Raw genomic sequence first — 12819 nt, forward strand, 5'->3', positions numbered from 1 at the left:
AGAATTGACAAATTAACATGAGGCTTTTATAATAACAATGGTATTTAAAGGAGGATTTACTGACATGACAGTAAAAGTTGCGATTAACGGTTTTGGACGTATTGGACGTTTGGCATTCCGTCAAATGTTCGGTGCTGAAGGCTACGAAGTAGTAGCTATCAATGACTTGACTAGCCCTAAGATGTTAGCTCACTTGTTGAAATATGATTCAACACAAGGAACTTACGCTAAGGCTGACACAGTTGTTGCTGGTGAAAATTCAATTACAGTAGATGGAAAAGAAATCACTATCTACGCAGAAGCTGATGCTTCTAAATTACCTTGGGGTGAATTAGGAGTAGACGTAGTATTAGAATGTACTGGATTCTATACTTCAAAAGCTAAAGCAGAAGCACACATTAAGGCAGGTGCTCGTAAAGTTGTTATCTCTGCTCCAGCAGGAAACGACTTACCAACAATCGTTTACAATGTAAACCACGAAACATTAAAACCAGAAGATACAGTAATTTCTGCAGCTTCTTGTACAACAAACTGTTTAGCTCCAATGGCTAACGCTTTGAACAAATTAGCACCAATTAAATCAGGTATCATGACAACAGTTCACGCTTACACTGGTGACCAAATGACATTAGACGGACCTCAACGTAAAGGTGATTTACGTCGTAGCCGTGCTGCTGCAGTTAACATTGTTCCTAACTCAACAGGTGCTGCAAAAGCTATCGGATTAGTTATCCCTGAATTAAACGGAAAATTAATCGGATCTGCTCAACGTGTTCCAACTCCTACAGGATCAACTACTATTTTAGTAGCTGTTGTTGATGGTGATGTAACAGTTGACCAAATCAATGCTGCTATGAAAGCTGCTACAACTGAATCATTCGGTTACACAGAAGAACAATTAGTATCTAGCGACATCGTTGGTATGCGTTACGGATCATTGTTTGATGCAACTCAAACAATGGCTCACTCATTAGGTGATGGAACTACTCACGTACAAGTTGTTTCTTGGTACGACAACGAAAACTCTTACACAAGCCAAATGGTTCGTACAATTAAGTACTTCTCAGAATTAGCTTAATTATTGTAAGACTTTTAAAGGAATCCAAATGGGTTCCTTTTTTTTATAAACTTTGTTAATTTGTGCAAATCAAAAACTTGAAATATCATAGTAAATCATGTATTCTAACTTTTAGAGATTGTGAGGTGTTAGCGATGGGTATTCGACATCGTTTGACAGATTCTGAGCGTGATGATTTGACAAAAGACGTAGATGATTTAGATGCTGTCTACATGGAAAAATTAAGAAAAGATGGAATTGATGAGGATCTATTAGCTCAGTTTCGTGATTTAACTTTAGAATTAGAAAAGGATAAGGAAAAAAATGGATAGTAAAACTATTAATGTTATTATCATAATCGTATTGACAGTATTGTTTGTTGTAGTGCCAGTGATTATGAAAAAGGTTGTATGGAAAAAGTTATTGACACAATTAAATAATGAACAATATGACGAATTCTATAAAACTTTAGATTCTACTTCATGTAAGCTATCGTATCAGGCATTTAACCGTGAATATATGCGTTTAAGTGGATATTTAGCACAAAGAAATGATGCGAAGATTGAAGAGCAGTTTGAATTGTTAAAAAATATGCGTATCTCAAATAAACAAAAAGCGAGTGTTGCATCGAGAGGATTCTATTATTATTTAGAAAAAGGAAAAATCAAAAAAGCAGAAGGAATGCTTTCTTATGGAAAAAGTTTTGTTGATGAAAAAACATTTAAGAACATGCAGATTCAATTTAGTATTTTAATGAAGAAAGAAGCTAAATATATTGATGATTGTAAGGAAATCTTAAATGGAATGTGGGATGGTCAATCTGAACTTGACAATAATCGCAAATTTCCTGTTGGAACCATTCAATATTTAATTGGTCTTCAATATTCTTATTTAAAAGATATTGATCACATGATGGAGTATTTCAATCCTGCTTTACAAAATTTGGCAGACACTCCATATGAAGAAGATATGCGCCGTATTATGAATCAACTACATGTAGGCTAACCGTATAGGTTAGCTTTTTTTTTCATGCTTTGTATTGTATAATAAACAATATGAATTGGAGGACATTTTATTATGAAATTATATAATAGTTATTCTCAAAAAATTGAAGAATTAAAACCAATCGAACCAGGAAAGATTTCTATGTATGTGTGTGGTCCAACAGTATATAACTATCCGCATATTGGAAATGCACGTCCTATCGTCGTTTTTGATACATTAAAAAAAGCTTTATCAGCTCAAGACTATGAAGTTACATTTGCATCCAATTATACAGATGTGGATGATAAGATTATTAAAACTGCAATTGAACAAAATGTTAGTGAAAAAGAAATTACAGATAAATTTATTGTAGCGTATAACGACGTTCGTAAAGGCTTGCATGCAGATCTACCTGATTATGCACCTCGCGTAACTGAAACTATGGATAAAATCATTGAATTCATCGAAAAAATGGTTGAAAACGGCTCGGCTTATCAAGTTGGAGGCGATGTATATTTTCGTGTTAACAGCGATAAAAAATATGGTGAATTATCACACCAAAGTATTGATGATTTAATGGTGGGTGCGCGTATTGATGAAAATGAGAAAAAAGAGAATCCATTAGATTTTACTTTGTGGAAAGAAACAACGGAAGGAATTAAATGGGATTCTCCATGGTCAAAAGGACGTCCAGGATGGCATACAGAATGTGTTGTGATGATTCAGGATGTATTTAAGAAAACTTTGATTGATATTCATGGTGGTGGATTGGATTTAAAATTCCCTCATCACGAAAATGAAATCGCTCAATGCGAAGTATGCAATGACACACACTTGGCAAATATCTGGGTACACAATGGTATGATCAATATCAATGGCATCAAAATGTCTAAATCCCTAGGTAATGTTTGGTGGGCAAAAGATTTAATTGCGAATCATGGAGGAAATCTAACTCGTTGGTTAATGATTTCTACTCATTATCGTGCACCACTAAACTTGAATGAAGAGGCTTTCGCAACTTCAAAGAAAGAATTGGATAAGATTGCGGCTGCTTATAAACAAGCATGTGTAAAGCTAGCTTTATTAGATGCAAAGGAAGCAGATACGTTCGATGAAACATTTAATGCATTTATTGATGCATTAAATGATGATCTTAATACGCCAAACGCAATTAGTGTAGTTTATGAAGTAGTTAAGAAAATCAATCAAGCTGTTCGTCAAAGAGAGGTTGATACAGAAAATCTAGCTGTATTAGTACATACCTTAGAAAAGATGCTTTATGTTTTGGGTATTGAATTCGATAAAATTTCAATGACTCAAGAAGATAAAGTGATGTATCAAAATTGGAGAAGTGCAGTTAAGGAAAAAGATTTTGAAACAGCGGATACACTTCGTGCTGCTTTGATTGAAAAAGGAATTCTGTAATGGAAATTGTAACAGAAAATGCGACAAGTCTAGCCTGGATTGGAGATGCTGTGATGTCTTTGGCCGTGCGTGAACACCTTTTAAGTCTAGGCTTTCGTAAGGCTCATGTTCTTCAAAAGAAGAATGCGAAAATTTGTAGTGCCAAGGGACAAGCTATCATGTTGAATAAAATGATGGAAGAAAATTTTTTTACTGAGGATGAAAAAACAATATTGGCACGAGGAAGAAATGCGACCATTCATTCAAAGGCTAAAAATGCAACGCATAAAACGTATTTGGAAGCAACCGCATTAGAGGCTATGCTTGGCTATTTGCGTTTATATGGACATGAAGATAGACTCAAAGTGTGTCTAGATAAGATAATTGAGATAGGGGACAATCTATGATCGTATATGGAAAAAATGTTTATTCTACACTTCAAAATGATCCAGATTCAATCGAAAAAGTATATGTGCTTCAAGGATTGAAGGATGCGAAGCTTTTAAAATCGCTTCAAAAATCAAATTTAAAAGTAGAATATTGTAATCGTGCAAAATTAGATAAGCTTGCCAATTCAACACATCATAATGGGGTAGCTGTTAAGGTAAGTGAGATTGAAACGTATAGTATTGAAGAAATTGTAGCTCGCGCAAAAAAACCAGGATTGCTAGTTGCCTTAGATGGAATTCAAGATCCACATAATGTAGGAGCCATTTTGAGAACATGTGATTGTACAGGTGTTGATGGTGTGATTTTGACAAAGCACAATAGCTGTGGATTAACACCAACGGTTGTTAAGGCAAGTACAGGTGCAGCCTATACTATTCCTGTGAGTATTGTGACTAACTTGTCACAGACTTTAAGAAATTTAAAACAAGATGGTTATTGGGTAGTAGGAACCGATATGAAGGACGCTAGAGAATACCGTGAAGGAATGTATGATTCACCAACTGTATTGGTAATTGGTTCTGAAGGTCAGGGTATTTCAAATTTAGTAAAAAAACAATGTGATTATATGGTTTATTTACCAATGGTTGGAAGTATCACATCATTAAATGCAAGTGTGGCAGCTGCTGTCTTGATGTATGAGGTCTACAATCAAAGAAACCCAAAAAAAAAAGTCAATTTTTAATAAATTGGCTTTTTTAATGTCTTTTTCACCTTGCTTTATTATAATGAGACTCAGGTGATATAGATGAATATATATGAAAGCATATATTGTGTTCAAATGAATGATTATTATGAAATGAAGCATTTAATTCAATACTATCGACCAATGGTTACAGAAATCTGGGCAGATATCTTTGCACGTAAAACCAGTACGATTCTTTGTGAAAAAGAAGAATTCTATCGCCATGCCGATTTGCTGCTTTATCATTGCATATTTGAGTTTAGGTTAGATCGAGTTATGACGTTTTCTAGTTTTTATAGGCGATGCCTTAAAAATAAAGCATATGATATTTTAAGGGATTGTATGCGTAAGCAGTATCAGACGAGTATTAGTTTGGACCAAAAAATTAGAGAAGATGTATCATCTTATTATGGGGATATAAAATTAAAGGATGAACTCGAAGTACATGATATAGTTATGGATCAATTGATGTGGGAATATACAAAAAACAAAATTTTAAATGTTTTTGGGGAAGAATATGTACACGTCATTGACTTACGAATGGAAGGTTATACTTTAAAATATATCGCAAATGAATTGGATTTAACATGCTCAAAGGTCGATTTTATGTTTAAAAAGGTAAAAAAGTGGATTACGACAATTGACAGTTGAATAGATAAAATGGTACATTTAATGAGTTAAGGAGCGTGAAGGAATTGGCAGATAAAGTTGTTTTGACGTGTACAGAGTGTTTATCGAGAAATTATACTACCCAAAAAAATAAGAAGACCAACACGCAACGTCTTGAAATTAAAAAATATTGTCCAAAGTGTGGCAAACATACTTTGCATAAAGAAACAAAGTGAGGAATGCATATGAGTAAAGAAAAAAAGGAAAGAACGTATTCACCTTCAAAAGTTTTTAAAGAATTAAAAACAGTAAAATGGCCTACATTTAAAGAATTGATGTCTAGTAGTGCTTTAGTTATTGTATTTACAGTATTATTTGGTTTGTATTTCTTTGTTTGTGAGATTTTATCAAGCGGTCTAGTAAAAATGGTCGTTGGTGCTTAGGAGGAAATTATGGCGGATTTAAAAAAAGAATGGTATGTAGTTAATACATATGTAGGTCAAGAAAATCGTGTAAAAGAAAACTTGGAACGTCGTATAAAAACAATGGGTCTTGAAGATTCATTATTTCAAATCGTTGTTGCTGAAGAAAAAGAAATTGAATATAAAAATGGAAAGCCAGTTGAAAAAACACATAATTTATTCTCTGGTTACTTATTAGTACAAATGATTATGACTGATGAAGCTTGGTATATTGTACGTAATACTTCAGGTGTAACAGGATTTATCGGTTCTAGTGGAAAGGGTGCTAAACCATTTCCAGTAGCTCAAGAAGAAGTGGATGCAGTATTGCGTCGTTTGGGCCGTCAGGATGTCAATGTTCAAGTTGATTTTAAAGTTGGAGACCGTGTTGAAATCACGAATGGTGCTTTCAAAAATTCAGAAGGTGTTATTGAATCTATGGACGAAGAAAAGAAAGAAGCTACAGTTCTATTGATTTTATTTGGTCGTGAAACACCAACAGAAATTCCATATATGGATTTAAAGAAAGTCGACTAAGACTTTCTTTTTTTAGGTGAATTATGAAAACATTTGTATTTGATTTAGACGGTACCATGTATCGTGGAACACAAATTATTGAGAGTGCTCATCAGTTTTTGGATTATTGTATACAAAAGAATCTTCCCTTTATTTTTTTGACAAACAATTCGATGCGTACACCTGAAGAAAATGTAAAGCATATGCACGACATGGGATATACAAATATTAAGCCGAGTATGTTTTATAATAGTGCAATGGCAGCTTGTCAGTATGTTAAAAAAAATTATGAAGGCAATCGTGCATATTATATTGGTAAACAAGGAATGAAATCAGCGTTAGAAAATGAAGGTTTTATATTGGATGATAAGCATCCAGATTTTGTCTTTATCGGATTAGACAAGGATGCAACATACCAATCATATTCGAAGGCCTTGTCACTAGCTTTAAACGGAGCTAAAATTATTGGTACAAATAATGATCGAATTTTGGCTAAACCAGGCGGCTTTGAAGTTGGTAATGGTAGTGTAGTGGATATGTTTGAATATGCTACTTGTCAGAAATCTCCACGTATTGGAAAGCCCAATCGTCCTATCTTAGATTTGTGTTTGAATCATTTTCATTTAACTAAAGATGAGATTGTTTTACTTGGGGATAACTTGGAAACAGATATTAAGCTTGGGTATGAACAAAATATTGAAACGGTTCTTGTACAAACGGGTGTGCATAAAAAAGAAGATATTGAACGTCTACAAATTTATCCAACTCATGTGGTGGATACGTTGATGGATTTAGTGGACTATAATTTTGACTAGTATTTTTTTTGAATTATTGGTATAATCGAAATATCGTAGAAGGTGTGATAAAAAATGAAAGATATATTAAACGTGGTTTTAATGACATTATCTGGTGTTATTATTATATTAACATTGTTACAAAGTGGTAAATCAGATGGATTATCTGCTGCCTTTACAGGAAGTGGAGATTTGAACTTATTTGCCGTACAAAAAGAAAGAGGACCTGAAAAAGTCATCTCTCGCTTAACTTTGTTGTGTGGAATTTTATTCTTTGCGATTGTAATCGCATTGCAGATTGTGTAATTAAAAGACCGTTAAGGTCTTTTTTCTGTTTTAATGGAGGAAAAAATGAAAGATAAAATTATTCAATATTTGGAAGAAAAAAAAGAATGTAAAATACGTGACTTAGAAAAAATTGTTAAGCCTAAATCTAGTAAAGAATTTACAGAAATGGTTAAATCTTTAAATGAGCTAGAAGAAGAAAAGTTGATCTATAACGATCATACAAGCTTGTATTTGATTGATGATATACATTTTATGGCAGGACAGGCAAAGGATATTTCAAGATATGAAATTGCTGTTTTTAATGAAAATAATAAGGTGTATGTTCCTAAAAATAAAAAGATGAAGATTTTTGATAAAGATGAAGTTTTAGTTCGCTTACGACCAGAGCCAAGTCTAATCAAGGTGTTCAATCATGGCTTGACAAATATTACAGGGGTTATGATTGTTAAAAAGAAAAAAACATTCTTTTATAGTGATTTAGATTTACATTGTGAAATTCGCGTATTAAATGAGAAAGAATTTAGCTTTAAGAAACGTACTAAAGTGGTTTGTCAAATTGTAAAATATACAGATCCTTTACAAGTGAAAATCATTCAAGTCTTAGGACATCCAGACGATGCAGGTGTCGATATTAGTGCGATGCTTACAAGCAATCAAGTGCGTCAGGTATTTAATGCCAAGGTAATAAAAGAGTGTAAAAGAATCCCGGCTAAAGTGCAAAAGGATGAACTACAAAATCGTAAGGATTTAAGAAATCTATTAACTGTCACAATTGATGGGGATGATGCGAAAGACTTTGATGATGCGATTTCTATTGTCAAAAACGAAAAAGGATATTTGTTGTATGTACATATTGCGGATGTATCCCATTATGTAAAAGAAAACAGTGCGCTTGATCAAGAGGCTTATCTGAGAGGAAATTCTATTTATGTTTGTGATCGAGTTGTACCTATGCTTCCATTTGATCTAAGTAATGGAATTTGTTCATTAAATCCAAATGTAGACCGCTTAACAATCAGCTGTGCTATGCAGGTGGATAATAAAGGAAATTTAATGACATATAACGTATTTCCAAGTGTGATTCATTCTGATAAAAGATGTACATATAAAAAAGTAAATGCTTGTCTTGATGGAGATGAAAAAGCATTGGAAGATTATGCAGAAGTCAAAGACTTATTGTTTACATTAGAGACTTTAGCTAAACTATTAAAAAAACAATCCCATCATCGAGGATGTATTGATTTTAATACGAAGGAAGCAAAGATTTGCATGGATAAAAATGGATATCCAATTGATGTACAAGTATTAGAACGTGGATTTGCCGAACAAATGATTGAAGAATGCATGATTCTAGCCAATGTTTGTGTAGCTCACCATATGCATGTCAATAAAATTCCAAGCATGTATCGTGTGCATGAAAATCCGGATCCTAAAAAGGTAGCTACTATTTGTACAGTTGCCAACTCTTTGCGTATTCCGTTTGATTTTTATCCAGATGAAGTAAGTGCAAGTCAAATTCAACAGTTTCTAGAATCCATCAAAAATGAAAATGCATACGAAGTATTGTCTATGATTTCTTTGCGTGCTATGCAAAAAGCTCGTTATGATGTACATTGTTTAGGACACTTTGGCTTGGCCTTAGAAGAATATTGTCATTTTACGAGTCCGATTCGTCGTTATTCTGATTTGGTTGTACACCGTATGTTGCATGCGTATTGCTTCAATGAACAAAAGCGTACCCCAGCAAATGATGAAAAGAAAATCGAAAAACAGGCTTTCCATATTTCTGAAAAAGAAAGAGATGCGATCATGATGGAAAGAATGGTTAATGACTATAAGAAGGCACAGTTCATGGAAAAAAGAATTGGCCAAGTTTTTGGAGGTACAATTGTTGGTGTGATGAGCTTTGGTTTCTTTGTGGAAATGGATAATACAGTGGAAGGACTTGTTCCAGTACATACTTTGGCAAATGACTTCTATGATTATGATGAGGATACAATGACTTTAAAGGGCCAGACACATGGAAAAGTATTCCAAATGGGCATGCGAGTAAGTGTTGTTTGTACGGATGTTCAAAGGGAAAAAGGACAAGTTACATTTAGTTTGTTAGAAAGGAGAAATTATGATTAAAGGTATTCATCATGTCGCATTTAAATGTGAGACACAAGAACAATATGATGAAATGATTTATTTCTATCATGAATTACTAGAACTTCCAATTTTAAGAAAGTGGGATACAGGTATTCATTTGGATTGTTTTAATAGTTGTATTGAAATCTTTTTGGATGGCACAAAGTCAGCTGGAGAAGGGTGCATTCGTCATTTTGCGTTCGGTACAGATCATGTGGATGAAATTGTCGAAAAAGTACGTGATGCGGGATATAAGGTGAGTGTTGAACCAAAAGATGTGGATATGAAAACAGATCCAGTATTTCCAATTCGTATTGCCTTTATAGAAGGTCCATTACATGAATCAATTGAATTGTTTTGTGAAAAGGCATAATTGGTAGTTATTCTGTCCAATTTGGTACTTGATTTGCACTTAATATTTTCTTTGTTAGAATGAAATCAGTTAAAGCAAAGGAGTGATTGAGATGAATCAAGTTCAAGTTGTCGAATCAAATAAAAATTTCAATCTTTCTTTGTACATATGTAAACTGGGGTGAACTGTCATTCCAGTTTTTCTGTGATTTCAAGAACAATAATGATGAGGAGGATGATTGAAATGGATCAGAATTTTAATAAGGTATTTTGGGATGCATGTGCAAACGGTGATTTTCCAATGGTGTGTTCACAAATCAAAGCAGGAGCGGATGTAAACTATCAGAATGGTGATGGACGTACAGCATTGATGCGTGCAAGTAAGCGTGATCGTAAAGATGTTGTACAGGTTTTACTTGATAATGGGGCTGATGTGAATATTACAGATAATAAAGGGAAAACAGCTTTGATGACAGCTGCAAAAAAAGGCAATAAAACAATCTTAAAAGCTTTGATTGATGCAGGTGCTGATGTAAATGCCAAAGATGATAGAGGTCGTACAGCTTTAATGCGTGCTTGCTTATTAGGCCAAGATCGTTGTGTAGAAGTATTATTGGATGCTGGGGCAAAGATCAATGATCAAGACGAAGTAGGTCGTAGTGCTTTAATGGAAGCTTGTATCGCGTTTAAACGTGACACAATCCACTTATTACTAGAAAGAAATGCCGATGTAAATTTATTTGATAATAATGGTGTTACTGCTTTGATGCGTGCAGCATATGGAGGATACCCAAGCTTAGTAGAAAAACTATTAGCTTATGGTGCTGATAAAGATATGACAGATAAACAAGGTCGTGTTGCATTAGATTATGTTCGTGAACACTGCAGAGCTCAATTAGAGCCGATTTTAAGATGAGGTTAAGCATATGAGAGATTATCAGAGTTTTGAAGTACGTAACGTAAGTGTGATCGGACATAGTGGTGCAGGTAAGACAAGTGTTCTAGAAGCTATGTTGTATTATACAAAAGCAACAGATCGTTTTGGAAAGACAACAGAAGGAAGCTCAATGATTGACTTCGATGCTGAAGAAATTCGTCGTGGACTTTCAGTATATACAACTATCGTTCCAATTGAATGGGAGGATAGTAAAATCAATTTTATTGATACGCCAGGTTATTTGGATTTTGTTGGTGAAAAACAAGGTGGTTTTGCGGTAGGTGATTCTAGTTTGATTGTAGTCAATGCCAAAGAACCTTTACAATCAGGAACAAAATTGGCTTATAAACAAGCAATTACAGAAAAGAAACCTACAATCTTCTTCATTAATAAGTTAGATGAAGAACACACAAGTTTTGATGCAAGTTATCAAGCATTGCGTGAAGAATTTGGTAAGAGTGTCATTCCATTTGAAGTTCCAATTGTTGAAGATGGAAAGATTGTTGGATCTGTAAATATCATTAAAAATAAAGCTTGGTATTATAGTCCAGAATTAGCTGATAAAGCATGCCCAGTACCTGAATCAATGCAGGAAGAGGTAGCTCTTTATAAGGATCAGATTGCCGAAGCGGTTGCGATGGGTGATGATGAATTAATGGAAAAATTCTTCTCTGGTGAAGAATTTAGTGATGCAGAATTAAAGCGTGGTGTACGAATTGGTGTACGTAATGGTGAAATTTGTCCAGTTTATTCAGGAAGTGCCGTTAATTCAATTGGTATTCAGCGTTTGATGGATTTAATTATTGATTATTTCCCAACATACTCAGAAAGAGGTATGTATACAGCTACAACTCCAAATGGTGTGAAGGTTGAATTGTTGACAAGCGAAACTGAAGTATTGACAGCACAAGTCTTTAAGACAATTGTCGATCCATTTGTTGGAAGAATCAGCTATGTAAAAGTGTTGAGTGGTGTACTAGCAGCGGATAGTACAGTGGTTAATGCCAATAATGGTAAACCAGAAAAAATCAGTCAAATCTATATCGTTAAAGGTAAACACCAGACGGCAGCTGGTAAATTATTTACAGGTGATATTGGGGCTTTAGTAAAATTACAGAATACAAAGACAAACGATACATTGTGTGATAAAGGTAAATTGTTGATGGCAGATCCAATCACATTCGATACACCAATGTATGGACAGGCTGTTGTACCTAAGACTAAAAATGATGAGGATCGTTTATCAAATGGATTGGCTCGTTTACAAGAAGAAGATCCAACATTTAAAGTGGTAAACAATCCTGAAACAAAAGAAACAGTGATTTATGGTATTGGTGACCAACACTTAGAGGTAATTGTAAATAAATTAAATTCTAAATTTAAAGCGGAAGTTGTATTAAGTGATCCAGAGATTACATATCGTGAAACAATCACAAAGACAGCCGTAGGTGAAGGTCGTCATAAAAAACAATCTGGTGGACACGGACAATTTGGACATGTATTTGTTGAATTCAGTCCAAATCCAGATGAAGAAGAAATGGTATTCGCAGAAAAGGTATTTGGTGGGGCTGTTCCTAAACAATACTTCCCAGCTGTAGAAACTGGACTTCGTGAATGCTGCCAAAAAGGTCCTTTAGCTGGATATAAGATGGTCCATGTGAAGACAACATTATTAGATGGTAAATATCATGATGTTGACTCAAGTGAAATGGCATTTAAAATGGCTGCTCACTTAGCTTATAAGGATGCGATGACTAAGGTTCATCCAATCTTATTAGAACCAATCATGAATGTTAAAATTCGTGTGCCAGATGAATTTACAGGAGCTGTTATTGGTGATTTGAATAAACGTAGAGGGTCAATTATGGGTATGACTCCAGTGGATTCAGACCAAGAAATTGATGCACAAGTTCCAATGGCAAACATGTCTAGATATTGCGTTGAATTAAGAAGTATGACGACTGGTTTAGGTACTTATACTATGGAAATGGAGCGTTATGATCCAGTACCAGAACCTTATGCTTCAAGAGTAATTGAAGATAGCAAGAAAGAATAAGAATAGGACATACGTAAAAAGACAGCAAGAAAATTGCTGTCTTCAGACTGTTGACAAAGTGACTGTCGACAGTTTTTTTAAAATCTGATAGAATATCTGT

Annotated in this window: 16 protein-coding genes; all 16 read left to right on the forward strand. The window is 34.3% G+C overall.

Annotation, left to right across the window (positions count from 1 at the left end; all coding sequences use genetic code 11):
- The first annotated feature begins 64 nt into the window (after positions 1-64).
- The 16 genes from gap to fusA all read left to right on the forward strand — a co-directional run bounded on the left by gap (position 65) and on the right by fusA (position 12719).
- Positions 65-1078: a type I glyceraldehyde-3-phosphate dehydrogenase gene (gene gap / locus DWY01_RS05065; protein ID WP_117994168.1), complete on the forward strand. Its 1014-nt coding sequence runs from the start codon at positions 65-67 to the stop codon at positions 1076-1078.
- 134 nt (positions 1079-1212) lie between these two features.
- A complete protein-coding gene (locus DWY01_RS11655) occupies positions 1213-1389 on the forward strand; it encodes a hypothetical protein (RefSeq protein ID WP_199519883.1) in 177 nt (58 codons plus the stop codon).
- Positions 1382-2062, forward strand: a complete 681-nt coding sequence (locus DWY01_RS05070; protein WP_117994170.1) for a hypothetical protein — start codon at positions 1382-1384, stop codon at positions 2060-2062. The genes DWY01_RS11655 and DWY01_RS05070 overlap by 8 nt, the downstream gene beginning before the upstream one ends.
- A gap of 72 nt (positions 2063-2134) precedes the next feature.
- A complete protein-coding gene (gene cysS, locus DWY01_RS05075) occupies positions 2135-3466 on the forward strand; it encodes a cysteine--tRNA ligase (RefSeq protein WP_117994173.1) in 1332 nt (443 codons plus the stop codon).
- Entirely contained in the window at positions 3466-3852 is a 387-nt protein-coding gene (locus DWY01_RS05080; RefSeq protein WP_117994178.1) for a Mini-ribonuclease 3, read from the forward strand. Before cysS ends, DWY01_RS05080 begins: the two co-directional genes overlap by 1 nt.
- Positions 3849-4577 carry a 23S rRNA (guanosine(2251)-2'-O)-methyltransferase RlmB gene (rlmB, locus tag DWY01_RS05085; protein ID WP_117994182.1) on the forward strand — a complete coding sequence of 243 codons (729 nt, stop codon included), beginning with the start codon at positions 3849-3851 and terminating at the stop codon, positions 4575-4577. Before DWY01_RS05080 ends, rlmB begins: the two co-directional genes overlap by 4 nt.
- Before the next feature lie 63 nt (positions 4578-4640).
- Positions 4641-5228 (forward strand): hypothetical protein, encoded by a 588-nt coding sequence (locus DWY01_RS05090; RefSeq protein ID WP_117994186.1) that lies wholly within the window; start codon positions 4641-4643, stop codon positions 5226-5228.
- Positions 5229-5272: 44 nt separating this feature from the next.
- The gene (rpmG, locus tag DWY01_RS05095; protein ID WP_117994226.1) at positions 5273-5422 is read left to right on the forward strand and encodes a 50S ribosomal protein L33; all 150 of its coding nucleotides are present in this window, start codon (positions 5273-5275) and stop codon (positions 5420-5422) included.
- 9 nt (positions 5423-5431) lie between these two features.
- A complete protein-coding gene (gene secE, locus DWY01_RS05100; protein ID WP_117994190.1) occupies positions 5432-5629 on the forward strand; it encodes a preprotein translocase subunit SecE in 198 nt (65 codons plus the stop codon).
- 9 nt (positions 5630-5638) lie between these two features.
- Entirely contained in the window at positions 5639-6184 is a 546-nt protein-coding gene (gene nusG / locus DWY01_RS05105) for a transcription termination/antitermination protein NusG (RefSeq protein WP_217291701.1), read from the forward strand.
- A 23-nt stretch (positions 6185-6207) separates the two neighbouring features.
- Positions 6208-6978: an HAD-IIA family hydrolase gene (locus tag DWY01_RS05110; protein ID WP_243001966.1), complete on the forward strand. Its 771-nt coding sequence runs from the start codon at positions 6208-6210 to the stop codon at positions 6976-6978.
- Between the two features lie 54 nt (positions 6979-7032).
- Positions 7033-7263: a preprotein translocase subunit SecG gene (secG, locus tag DWY01_RS05115; protein WP_117994201.1), complete on the forward strand. Its 231-nt coding sequence runs from the start codon at positions 7033-7035 to the stop codon at positions 7261-7263.
- Between the two features lie 45 nt (positions 7264-7308).
- Complete coding sequence (gene rnr / locus DWY01_RS05120) at positions 7309-9375, forward strand: ribonuclease R (RefSeq protein WP_117994205.1); 2067 nt, start codon at positions 7309-7311, stop codon at positions 9373-9375.
- Positions 9368-9748 carry a VOC family protein gene (locus DWY01_RS05125; protein WP_117994208.1) on the forward strand — a complete coding sequence of 127 codons (381 nt, stop codon included), beginning with the start codon at positions 9368-9370 and terminating at the stop codon, positions 9746-9748. The genes rnr and DWY01_RS05125 overlap by 8 nt, the downstream gene beginning before the upstream one ends.
- A 222-nt stretch (positions 9749-9970) precedes the next feature.
- Positions 9971-10642 carry an ankyrin repeat domain-containing protein gene (locus DWY01_RS05130; protein WP_117994230.1) on the forward strand — a complete coding sequence of 224 codons (672 nt, stop codon included), beginning with the start codon at positions 9971-9973 and terminating at the stop codon, positions 10640-10642.
- Between the two features lie 10 nt (positions 10643-10652).
- On the forward strand, positions 10653-12719 hold the full coding sequence (fusA, locus tag DWY01_RS05135; RefSeq protein ID WP_117994213.1) for an elongation factor G: 2067 nt from the start codon (positions 10653-10655) through the stop codon (positions 12717-12719).
- The last annotated feature ends 100 nt before the right edge of the window (positions 12720-12819 follow it).

It is taken from the genome of Eubacterium sp. AF22-8LB (assembly GCF_003458715.1).
Classification (GTDB): domain Bacteria; phylum Bacillota_I; class Bacilli_A; order Erysipelotrichales; family Erysipelotrichaceae; genus Holdemanella.